Annotated in this window: 7 protein-coding genes and 2 pseudogenes; 7 read left to right on the top strand and 2 right to left on the bottom strand. The window is 34.8% G+C overall.

The window, feature by feature from the left end; translation table 11 throughout:
- Entirely contained in the window at positions 1 to 1,131 is a 1,131-nt protein-coding gene (locus J5U23_RS09930) for a mandelate racemase/muconate lactonizing enzyme family protein (RefSeq protein WP_218266062.1), read from the top strand.
- A 596-nt stretch (positions 1,132 to 1,727) separates the two neighbouring features.
- Entirely contained in the window at positions 1,728 to 2,831 is a 1,104-nt protein-coding gene (locus J5U23_RS09925) for a hypothetical protein (protein WP_218267568.1), read from the top strand.
- Between the two features lie 96 nt (positions 2,832 to 2,927).
- Here J5U23_RS09925 and J5U23_RS16105 read toward each other — a convergent pair.
- Positions 2,928 to 4,021, bottom strand: a pseudogene (locus J5U23_RS16105) (HoxN/HupN/NixA family nickel/cobalt transporter).
- Between the two features lie 163 nt (positions 4,022 to 4,184).
- Between J5U23_RS16105 and J5U23_RS09915 the strand changes: the two are divergent.
- Both J5U23_RS09915 and J5U23_RS09910 read left to right on the top strand, forming a co-directional pair.
- Positions 4,185 to 4,823, top strand: coding sequence for a GntR family transcriptional regulator (locus J5U23_RS09915; protein WP_218266061.1), 639 nt, complete (start codon positions 4,185 to 4,187; stop codon positions 4,821 to 4,823).
- 30 nt (positions 4,824 to 4,853) lie between these two features.
- Complete coding sequence (locus tag J5U23_RS09910) at positions 4,854 to 5,663, top strand: HpcH/HpaI aldolase/citrate lyase family protein (RefSeq protein ID WP_218258094.1); 810 nt, start codon at positions 4,854 to 4,856, stop codon at positions 5,661 to 5,663.
- Here J5U23_RS09910 and J5U23_RS09905 read toward each other — a convergent pair.
- Positions 5,635 to 6,063, bottom strand: coding sequence for a PaaI family thioesterase (locus J5U23_RS09905; protein ID WP_218260645.1), 429 nt, complete (start codon positions 6,061 to 6,063; stop codon positions 5,635 to 5,637). The genes J5U23_RS09910 and J5U23_RS09905 overlap by 29 nt on opposite strands.
- Before the next feature lie 682 nt (positions 6,064 to 6,745).
- Here J5U23_RS09905 and J5U23_RS09890 point away from each other — a divergent pair.
- The 3 genes and pseudogenes from J5U23_RS09890 to J5U23_RS09880 form a co-directional block, all read left to right on the top strand.
- Positions 6,746 to 7,245 (top strand): annotated as a pseudogene (locus J5U23_RS09890) (transposase); the annotation flags it as partial.
- 451 nt (positions 7,246 to 7,696) lie between these two features.
- On the top strand, positions 7,697 to 8,779 hold the full coding sequence (locus tag J5U23_RS09885; RefSeq protein WP_261310150.1) for an AAA family ATPase: 1,083 nt from the start codon (positions 7,697 to 7,699) through the stop codon (positions 8,777 to 8,779).
- An 801-nt stretch (positions 8,780 to 9,580) separates the two neighbouring features.
- Entirely contained in the window at positions 9,581 to 11,626 is a 2,046-nt protein-coding gene (locus tag J5U23_RS09880) for a GH116 family glycosyl hydrolase (RefSeq protein ID WP_218266060.1), read from the top strand.
- The last annotated feature ends 248 nt before the right edge of the window (positions 11,627 to 11,874 follow it).

Below are 11,874 nucleotides of genomic sequence, written 5' to 3'. Positions count from 1 at the left end.
ATGAAGGTAAAACCCTTTTCTTTATCTATACCCTTTAATACTGATCCTCCCTCTGATTGGAAGGATACGTGGGATGTGCAACTCTACGTTAAAGTGGAAGATGAAGAAGATTACGGTTGGGGAGAAACATTAGTAGCAGGGAGCGGAATTATAAACTCTTACCTTTCCATTATAAATGATATAGTAATACCAGTTTTGTCTAAAGTAGAATTAAGCGAACCAACAGACGTTAGGACTATTTTAGAGAAGATTCTTTTTAGTGCTGGAAATTGCGGAGTGGTTTCCGGGGCCATAAGCGCTGTGGAAATGGCATTATGGGGTTTAAAAGCTAGGAAAAGTAATGTAGAATTGACTAGACTAATTGGCGGTAAAGTTAGAGATTCAGTAAAAGTATACGCTAGCTTTCCCAGATTTAGTAAAATTGATGATGTTATTATTGCCACTAGAAAATCTATAGAGAGAGGTTTTGATTTAGTTAAACTTCATCAATCTCCTTCAAGTGTTATAGAAACGGTTAAAGCTATAAGAGAGAATTACAAGGAAGTTAAAGTAGCAATTGACCTTAATTCCCCTTTTGATAATCTAGATAAGGCTAAGGAGTTCGTGAACAAGGTTCATAAATACGAGATTGAATGGGTAGAGGAACCATTATGGCCTCCTAATGATTACGATTTACTTTCCAAGCTTACTGAATTTTCTCCCATATCTATTGCTGCTGGAGAAAATGAGTACTCCTTATACGGTTTTAAGAAATTGATTGAAAGTGGTATAACGTATCTACAACCAGATATTGCTAAGATTGGAGGGGTAAGTAAATTTCTAGAAATATTAGATTTGACATCAAAACATAAGGTGAAAGTATTGCCTCACGATAGGCCTGACGCTTCTCCACTGTCCTTGATATACACGTTAAATCTCGGACTAGTAAGGAGCCAAATAGAAATGGTGGAGTATACAATTGCGGACTTTCCCAACGACCTATTTTACTCCTTGCCAAAATTCAAAGATGGCTATGTATATCCCTCAGAGAACCCTGAAGTTATAGAGGAAAATATAGAAAAATATAGTTATAAAAATAGGCTCAGAATATTACATTTCAGTGATCTAGAAAGTAAACTAACAAGGAAATAATCCGAAGAATTTACAAGAAAAGTGTGAAGAAAGCCTATTCAGTTTTATCTAATTTTGAAGAAATTTAAACATGACCGAGGAAAAGGTAATTAAATGGTGATATATATTTGAGCTTAACACCAGTCGCTAAGAATTAGCGAGATTAAACCTCTTTAACCTTTTCCCACTTATACTCGTCTCAAAGTGTTCTTGTCATTAGACTAGAACCACTTCCCTTGCTTGGAAAGGGTTAGAAAACCTTTAGCCTAAAAACCCTTTACTTTTCTGTAAGAACTTCGCTCTCGTGACAGATTAAATCACTATATTATTAGGTTACTGTAGGAGTTTTACCTTACTTCAAAAATCCTAAATACGATAAGTGGTATACTACTAAGAACTATATTCAAAAATATTCATAATAACCATTCTATTTCCATGACTGCTGAGACAATCAGAGGTATTAGCTAATGAGATCCTTAAAAATTTCGATTTTATGTTTTTATGGCCAGTTGGGCTTTTAAACCCTATTGGTTATAAATTCTATATACAAGATCTCATACAGTAATTTTTTATTTTTGATAATAATGAGTATCAAACGTATGAGGAAAAACTTCCTTATGTCTTCTTGGTTATTCGGTTTGGCCAATAGTTTCTCTTCACCTTTACTTAGTTTGTACATTTATGTTACATCTTCGATTTATTATTCAATTTATTTTATCTTATACACATCAATATTCATTTTAATAGGTTATATCTTAGTAGGATACATAATTAATGTGTATAATAAAATAATTACTTTCTATAAGATAGGGATAGGTCTTTACATACTTTTCTACTTGTTGTTATTATTACTAAATAATAATGCGTACAAATACACCCTCCTGTTGGGCGCTATTTATGGAATAGCCCAAGGTTATTATTGGTTCGCATGGGATGTCATTTTTTACAAAGTTCAAAACAAATTGAGCTTTTTCAATAAAAGTTCATATTTAGGGGTTATTAGTAGCTTACTATCTCCTCTAGTTTACGGTAGTATATTGTCCGTTTTTCACAAATTCGGATATGCAATCTTATTTTCTATTACGTCGATGATATTGGTTTTTGTTATATTGTTAGTCGAAAGTACAGATGTTGAATCCAAATTCGATCTAAAGAAGAGTTTTACTATTTTCATAGAAAATGAACCCTATAAATATACTATGACGTCGTTAACGATTACTAGTGGAGTAAATTATGTTTTGTCAAATTTGAATCCAATTCTTATATATCAAGTGGCCAAGTCTTATGAAGACTTCGCAATTCTAAACTATATATTGACTGGGATCTCCTTGATATCGGTATACGTAATAAGGCAAAGATTGATGAATAAGATTGATAAGTTTAAATTAGTATTAGCTTCCTCTATAACTATTACAGTATCTAGTATTTCAATATTTTTCTTTCCAATATTTTATTTAATAATATTTTATATCACTTCACCACTAATTTACCCTATCATTGATGTATATAACTGGAATATTATGAACAAAAATCTATTAATTAATTTTTTAGTAAATAGACAAATATTTTTAAATTTAGGGAGAATATCTTTTTCGTTTATTGAGGTACTGATGAGTAATTCTTTCTTTCCTGAACAAATAATTCTTATAATTCCAAGTTTGATAGTTGCCTCTTTAATATTCCATAGAGGTAAAAAGAAGATCTCCTATGAAAAGTTTTAGGCCAGTTATCATAAAATTAAGAAATATGAGCCTTGTATACTCAAGGGAATATTGCCATACCAATAATAAGTGCACCATGAGATACGTACTTCATCTTTAATGCTCAAATTTTGAAATTTTGACTTTATAGATTGTAAATGACACTAACCAAGGTGTTACAAATGTACCAATTATTATCATCCCAATACTTGACCACCATTGATCACCATTTATTATTGTAATTAGTTCCCAAAAAGGTCCACTGAAGTTAAATTCTGCTTGAACTACTCCCAAAAATTCCAATGTCCCTATCAAATAAGCTACTAGTATTGATATAGTAGTCATTGTTAGGTTATACCATAATTTTCTAATTGGATTTCCACTAAAAGCCCAACCGTAAGCTCCGCTCATATAAAATCCATCTGTAGTGCCAATAAGACTCATTCCCACTGTAAATAATAAAAGGAAATACTAGAAGATTCCATAAGGGTAATTTTAAAAATATTCCTGCTGCAGAAAGGGCTAAAAGCGCTGTTTCTGAAGCCGTATCAAATCCTAACCCAAACAGTACCCCTATTGGATACATGTAGTGCTGTTTATCTACTATTTTGAACAGCTTGCCGAAAAAATCTACTCATAAATCCTCTCTTTAATAGCAGATCTTGTAGTTTCTTCTCATCCATATTCTTATTCATAGTATATTGATTATAGATTTGATAGATTTCTAATAAAATAACAAAGTTAAGAGATCCTATAATATATAAAAATCCTCCACTTATAAGCGTACCGAGTACGCTACCTATGTTCTCAAGTATCGAAATATTGGAAACGATAAAACGGGTTGCAACTATTAAACTAACTGCTAATAATATCACTATTGTTGAATGGCCTAACGAAAAGAACAACCCAGTAAATTGTGCTGGTTTCCCCTCTTGAATTAACTTTCTCGTTGAGTTGTCTATTGCTGCTAGATGATCTGGATCTATAGCATGTCTTAAACCTAAGAAATAAGCTAATATGCCAAGCGTAAAGAAGGTTCCCTTAATCTGTGATTCGGAAATATTAACTGGAATATTCCCCACAACTTTTGCAGATACGAGTAACCAGTAAAAGAGAAATCCAGTTATAATTACTTCACTTATATAAAATAGAACTACATTAACTAGAGATTCTTTACCCCTAGACGGTATTCCTTTATTCCATTTATTCATATGATCAGTCTTCCATTAAAATATTTAGACTTTACTACTAAATTCTTTAGTAATTCATACCAGCGTAATTCTTACTAATTCTTCAGTAAAAACGTTTCTTTCATGTATACTTAAAGTCACTCAAATGGCAACACTTATAAGTTTACTATAGAAACATTTCCATATGTCATTATCACAAATAGCTTACGAGAGAATTCTGGAATACATTATTACTGGCAAATATAAGCCCGGTAGCACTCTGAAAGAAGAGGAGCTTGCGTCATTACTTAAGATTAGTAGAACCCCAATTAGGGAAGCCTTAGTTAGGTTAGAAAAGGAGGGAGTGATAGTAAAAAATGGTAAATCATTCACCGTAATACCGTTAACTGAAAGTGATATTCTTCAACTCTACGAGGTTAGAATTAACTTGGAGTCTTTAGCAGCTAAACTAGCAGCAATAAGAGCTAGCCAAGATGAGATTAACAAGCTCATAAACGTTTTAAACGAGATAAAAGAGTCAGCAAATGCTGATCCGTTAACCTTAGCCAACTTAAACGGTAACTTACATAGAACAATCGCCGAGGCGTCGCACAACAAATACATTGCGGATATTTTGGATAGTATTAGATTGAAACTAAAAATCGTTAGGGTAACCTTGTTTACCAGCTTCCAGAGAAGGGATGATGAGTTTAGGGAACACGAGAGTATAGTAATAGCAATAAAGAATCGCAGTCCAGATTTGGCTTATGATATGATGAGAATGCATGAGGAGAAAGTTTTAGAATATGTGAAGCAAAACATTCTACCAGTGTTGTTTAGATAAAATTTTATGCTCAATTCTCATTATTAACTTATGATAAGGAGATCCCAGTTATACGTTCCCGCAATTTCCGAAAAGATGATAAGGAAATCGGTTGAACTGAAAGCTGACTCAATAGTTTTCGATCTTGAAGATGCTGTACCTCCAGAAGATAAGGAAAGAGCAAGGGAATTGCTAATTAAACTTGTGAAGGAATTGGATTGGGGTAAGAGGGAGTTATGCGTTAGAGTTAACTCTTTACAGCTACTTGACTCCTATAAGGATATTATAGGAATTTCGAGGGACGATAAAATCACGTGTATTGTTATACCTAAGGCTGAAAACGACCTCTCATTTCTCCACAAGGCAACTGGGAAATACTTGATACCGTTAATAGAGACTGCAAAGGGTTTAGTTAAGATTGAGGATATAGTTAGGTCTGAAGGTGTTGTCGCTGTAAGTTATGGTGCTGCTGACCTTTCCTTATCCCTTGGTGGAGACTATAATTTCTATGAAAAGAACGAGTACGTGAAGACTTTAATTGTTAGTGTAGCTAGGGCTTACGATGTTGACGCCATAGATAAAGTTTACTTCGATTTGAAGAACCTAGATGGATTTAGAAGAGAATGTGAGGAAGCAAAGAAGTTGGGATACGTGGGAAAGCAAGTTATTCATCCTTCTCAGATTGACATTGCCAATGAGGTATTTTCCCCAAGCAAGGAGGAAATCGAGTGGGCTAAAAGGGTTATAGAAGCCTATGAGAAGGGAAAAAGGGAAGGTAAGGGGGCCATAAGGTTAGATGATAAATTAGTTGATTACGTGCATTATAAGATTGCTAAGAGGATAATTGAGTTCCAGAGCTAGTATCCCTATACACGGCCCACGTTCCTAGAGCCTTTGCGCATAAATTACCGTTACCATCATATGCTGATATATCAACTACTATTAGCCTTTTTCCCTCACTTATTATTTTAGCTTCTACTATAAATGGACCATCCCTCATTGGCTTCAAAAAGTTTATTTTGAGTTCCACTGTGACTCCATCCTTCACGTTTTCCAAAGTTCTCACGGCGTAGCTACCTGCATAGTCAACTGCTGAGAATATTATTCCACCGTGTAAAATCCCACCTATTCTAGTCAACTTTTCGTTGAAATTGAATTTTAGCCTTGCGTAACCTCTTTCAAGTTTCTCAAAATTGATTCCTATAAAATTGAAAATTTCCTCTTGTTTAAGCATCTCATTTACTTCGCTTACCGATAACATGAGAATAAGTTTTCATTCATCGTTAAAAAGTTTCTTACATCATGGCGTAAGGGTCATTGGACTATGCTGTATAGTGGGTCAATTAGTGAATACTTTTCATTCTCCTTAAGTACTATTCTCGCATTAATCAACTGTTTCAATGCTGATTAAAAGTCCAATCCTTAATGTCTCTCCTCAAGAATCCCTCAGAAACCTTCTTTAAATCCCTCCATCTAGCCTGCTTCATAATACTCAACGCCTTAACTATAACTTCAGTATGGGAGCATCATTTTTCTTGAGATAAACGATAACATTAGTCAAAATTGAACTAGACCGGTATTATTCAAATGAAATAGCTTATATTTCGTAATGATGCGCGTAAATAGACCAATTATTATTGAGCTAACAGAATATATAGATAGCAGTTGTTCTACTTTAACGTAGCTTAAAGATTTTCATTAAACCTAGTGCATTCCCTAAACGTTTCTCAACGAACGGGAGAAACTCCTCCACCTTTCTGCTCAATCCCTTCATCTTCAATATTCCAGCTAGGGAATTGAAGGATTTAATGAAATCACTCTAGCAATGTCCAGCTTCTTCTCGGACTTCCCACTTTTCAATCAACCAGATACAGAATTAAAAAACTTCATCGGTAGTGCTGAAAATCCTGTATAATCGAGGGAAATTAGAATAACTGCTAACACAAGAAGAACTTTACAACCTAGAATACACACCAATAGTACTTGAGGAAATCAGAGTATTGGCAAAAACACTCCTAGAAACACAAGAGAGGTTGAAAGAGGTTAGGAAGATGATTGAGGAACAAGTATCAGATGACCACGTTTTGTTAACGATCCCGGGGATTGGGAAGCTTGCATCTGGGATAATTATTGGTGTTGTTGGTGATATTAGACGCTTTCCTAAACCAGAATCCTTCGTGGCTTACTGTGGTTTAGACCCTGTTGTAGAAAGGAGTGGGAAAGCTGTGGTAAGTAGGGGGATTTCTAAGAGGGGTAATAAGTACTTGCATAGCCTGTTCTACTTCTTGGCAGGGAGGAATTATTCGAGGAACCCAACTCTACTCAAGTTTTATGAGTCCCACAAGGACGAGTTGCACGGTAAGAAACTATACACTGCCTTAGCTAGGAAGTTAGGATTGTTTGGAGCGTTTAGTAGAATAACAAGCCTTACGAGCCCAAGTGATTGGAAAACCATCCCTTTAATCACCACGTAAGTTGAAAGGATCCACGTGACAATGTTAGCTGGTACTATGCTTGAAATTTGACCGAAAGATTTATTACTGAACGCCCCTGGAAAAAAACGCTTATGATGCTTTTCTCCTTATTTGTTTATTTGTTTTTCTCTCGTAACACATGATTTTACTCATAGTGTCGTCATTAAGGTATAAATTCTCTTCCTTATATTCCAAACGTATAGTAAGTATATCAGTTTAACGCCTTCTCTTCTTGAAGATTGATTAACTTAATTAATTTGTACCCTAGTGACGACACTATGATTTTACTCTTCTCTGGCTTCGTATTGATTCCCCGTGGGAAAAAAGACTATAAGGAAGTGAGGAAATTTCCCGGTATATCGTCTATCTGGCACATAAAGTTTTTTAACTGGCTATCTCTCCAGTTAATGGGGATCTCCCCTGTTATTCGATCCAAAACCTAAGGAAGACCCTAAGGATCTCTTTGACAGAGAAAAAGAGATGGAAAGACTTAAGTTCGGAATCGATTACCCAATGACTCTCCTTCTGGGTATAAGGAGGAGTGGAAAGTCCTCATTAGTCAAAGTCTTAACAAAGAAGGAAAGAGGTATTTGGATATACCTTGATCTAAGGAAGTTTGAATCATCGACTTTCATAAGCTTTAAAGATTTGATATTAGAATTAGAGAAGGTCATAAATGTTTCAGTTCCGGAAAGGTTAAGGAAGCTCTTTGCTGGAGTAAGAGGAGTTAGTATTGCTGGAGTAAATTTAAGGTTTAAATGGGGTGGAGAGGGAAAAGTTGAGTTTTCTCAGATTCTTGAAAAGCTTTCTGAGATTTCAGAGAAGGAAGGGAAAAGAATTGTAATTATCTTCGATGAGTCCCAAGAGTTGAGAAAGCTCAAGGGGTATAATCTCCTTTACCCACTGGCTTATGCTTATGATAATCTAAAGATCAGATTCGTATTCACGGGTAGTGAAATAGGAATGGTTTATGATTTCCTTAAGCTGGATAACCCTAAGTCCCCTCTCTATGGTAGGGCTTATACTGAAGTAACAGCTAACCCTTTTAGTAAAGAAATAGCAACGGAATTTTTAAGGAAGGGTTTTGAAGAGTTAGATATAAAAGTTGAGGATAGAAGTTTAGAGGATGCTGTAGATACACTAGGAGGACTTCCAGGCTGGCTTACTTATTATGGGTTTACCTATATCCAGGAGAGGGACCACAAGAGAGCATTGAAGAAGACAATAGAGACTGCAGTTAATTTGATAAGGGAAGAATTCAATAATTTCTTAAAAGGGAGAGAAGAGGCTAAGGAAAGATATAAGACAATAATGACTGTTTGTACAAAAGGTTGTAGATGGGGTGAAGCTAAAAACGCGATAGAAGCTAAGGAAGGGACGAGAATCGATGATAAGAGATTCACGGAATTGTTGAATAACTTAGTGAAAGCTTCTTTCCTAGTGAAAGAAGGAGAGGTATATAAACCTGCAGACGTTATGATAAGCGTAGCCTTTAGTTCGTGACTCCTAAATGCCCTAGAAGGACAAGACTTTCCCTCTACAGAGGATGTATTAGTCAAGGGTGTTAGTACTGCTAGACTTCCCGATGAGGGTAGTGGTTATAGAGGTTTTCTTCCTCATCCTCTACCGTGATCTTGTTATCCTTTTAACAAGGATTGGAATGAGGGTACTCCTACGGTTACAAGCTCAGGTCTGTTAAAGGTGAAGTATGTGGTGCCTCGTTAATTAACAAGGCTTGCTTACTTGTTTAGCTGTGATTATGGTAAATTTTATTGCAAAACTGCACAATTATTTGCATAATATCTTGTTAATATATATTATATTAAATTGTAAATCATAATATAATATATAACCATATAATATGAAATATTATAATTATAATAATTTTTCATTTTTACTCGATTCGAAAAACGGCACGTACTTGTCAGACGAGAGAGTGATAATAAATGTAAATATTTCAAATATATGGAAATTGTTGTCCACACTTGAAATGGAATAGTAGAATTTTCATCAGCATTATCATACTATTGTAAAAGTTTAGGAAAAGTAAAGAGAATTATGAGAATTAACTAAGATAGGAGAGATTAAGGTAGAACAAATTTTTCAAGACTAATTATTTTTTAAATTGCTTTAACTAATTTATAGTATGTATAGTATTTTTGGAATTATAGTTGAAAAGCGTAAACCCTTTATGATGTTTAGACTTCATTGAATTTTCATGAAATTGTATCAGCCTCGTTGCAAAGATTATAAACTGAAAAACGTCTTAATAAAATTTTAATCTCAGATATATGAATTCCTCATATGGTAGTTTTCACATCAGATGAAAAACTCATTAGCCTACCGCTAGGAGGAATAGGCGCTGGAAAAGTAGAGATTAGCAATAAGGGAAAATTAGTTAATTTAACAATAGCTAATAATTGGACAAAACCCATAAGGGAAATGCCTGGATTCCATATCTTCGTCAAACCCAATAATAGAGAACCTTTCTTTCTCCAGAGTGAACTAATATTCTTGGAACTCAATAAGCTCTCTACGCGACTTAGATATGAGGGACTTTATCCCTTCGTCAGAATAAAGGGGTCAAAAGACGGGATAGATGCAGAAGTAGAAGCATTCTCTCCAATTATACCATCAGACTTATTAAACTCCTCACTTCCAGCAGTTGGATTTACAGTAAAAATAAACGTTGAAGGTCTAATAGTAATCTCGATATCAAACATATGTGGAATGAGTAAAATAGGAAGATATAACGAGAAGATTGAAAAAGGAATAATAATGAAAAACTCTAAGGCTAACGAATATGATCCCTTTAACGGGGACATAACATTAATTTCTGACTCTCCAAAAATAATAGTACCACAATACAATTTTCACTCTAATAGAGGATTGGAGAAAACACTCAATTTACATAGGTTGATAGAAAATGAGGAACCTTGGAAGCAATTGATACTTGATAAGATACCAAATTCAGACAGTAAAGAGTCTACGGGTTACTATTATTTGCCTACAGGGTTAATAGGTGCAGAAGGAAGGGAAGTAACTTTCGTATTTGCGTGGTATTTTAATAAACCTTGGGCTTACTATCCTTACAAGCATTATTACTCTAACTATTTTTCAAATTCTACTGAGGTAGCCAAATATTTTTTGGATAATTTTGATAAATTAAAACATAAGACTAAAGAATGGCAGGAAAACCTAATAGATCCGTCATTACCAGAATGGCTAAAAGACGCAATAATTAACAGTACTTACATATTCTCAACTAGCACGTGGTTAGACGAAAAGGGAAGATTCGGAATCTATGAAGCTCCAGAAATAGGACCGATGTTAAGTACAATAGGTGGAGTATGTTATGAAACGGGATCCTTACCAACAGTCTTAATGTTTCCACAATTGGAAAGGTCTACTTTAGACCTCTTCATGAAAGCTATGAGAGAAGACGGCTACATTCCTCATGACTTAGGATTACACTCATTAGATACTTCATCTGATGGAACTACGGCACCACCTAAATGGAAGGATACAAATCCCACTTTTATCCTTATGGCCTATCGGTATTATTTAAGGACTAAGGACACTGATTTTCTATCTAGAATTTACCCGTACCTAATAACGGCAATGGAATGGATGGTAAAGCAGGACTTTAATGAAGACGGCCTACCGGAAGTAGAGGGCTCATGTGACACAGGCTATGATTGTGTACCCATGGAGGGGATTTCAAGTTATGTAGCGTCGCTATATATAGCCTCATTGATGGCACTAGTGGAAATCGGGAAAATATTAGGAGATCAAAATGCAGTTAATCGATACTCCTCACTGTTAACTAAGGGAAAGAAGTCCCTACCGTTTGACGGTAAGAAATTCGTAGCTTGGACCGGAAAACCAGACCACCATAATGCTGTTTTCATGGCACAGATTTTCGGAGAATGGTGGGTTTATTTGCTCAATTTAGATCATATATCAGATATTAATAAAGTTGAAACTGCTCTCGATGAAATATACAGAGTTAACGGTAGTGCTTCAAATTTTTGTACACCGAATATGGCTAGAGAAGATGGTGGAGAGGTAAATATAGATTCCCAGTTAACCTCATCATGGCCCAGACTAGTTTTTAGCGTTTCCGCATTAGCATATGCGTACGGAAAAAGGGAATGGCTAAACATAGCTAAAAAGGAATGGGATAATTTAGTAAGGAAAGGACTTCCATGGAATCAACCATCTTTAATACATGCAGAGGACGGAGAACCAGATGACCCGTTCTTAGATCATTATATTGGTAGTGCCGCCCTATGGAGTTTCACATACAAATATGCTTTATCTAAGTTAATTGATAATGACAAAATATGAATTATGCAGTTTAAATCGAAAATCCATTTATATTTAACGAATATCTGTAATGACGTGATTCCTCGTATATTATCTAAACAAGAGAGTTTATAATAAAAGGTAAATTTTAGGGCCATTCAAGTTTCCATTGCAAATTCACTATATTTCAAAAACTATGACGAATTTAGTTGGGTGATAACGGTTTATAAAGGGAATACATGCTTGATCATGTTAACACTTTTATATTTATATTATTCATAAATTACAAT

The organism is Saccharolobus shibatae B12, from assembly GCF_019175345.1.
Lineage (GTDB): Archaea > Thermoproteota > Thermoprotei_A > Sulfolobales > Sulfolobaceae > Saccharolobus > Saccharolobus shibatae.
This window is presented reverse-complemented; position numbering and strand designations above follow the sequence as displayed.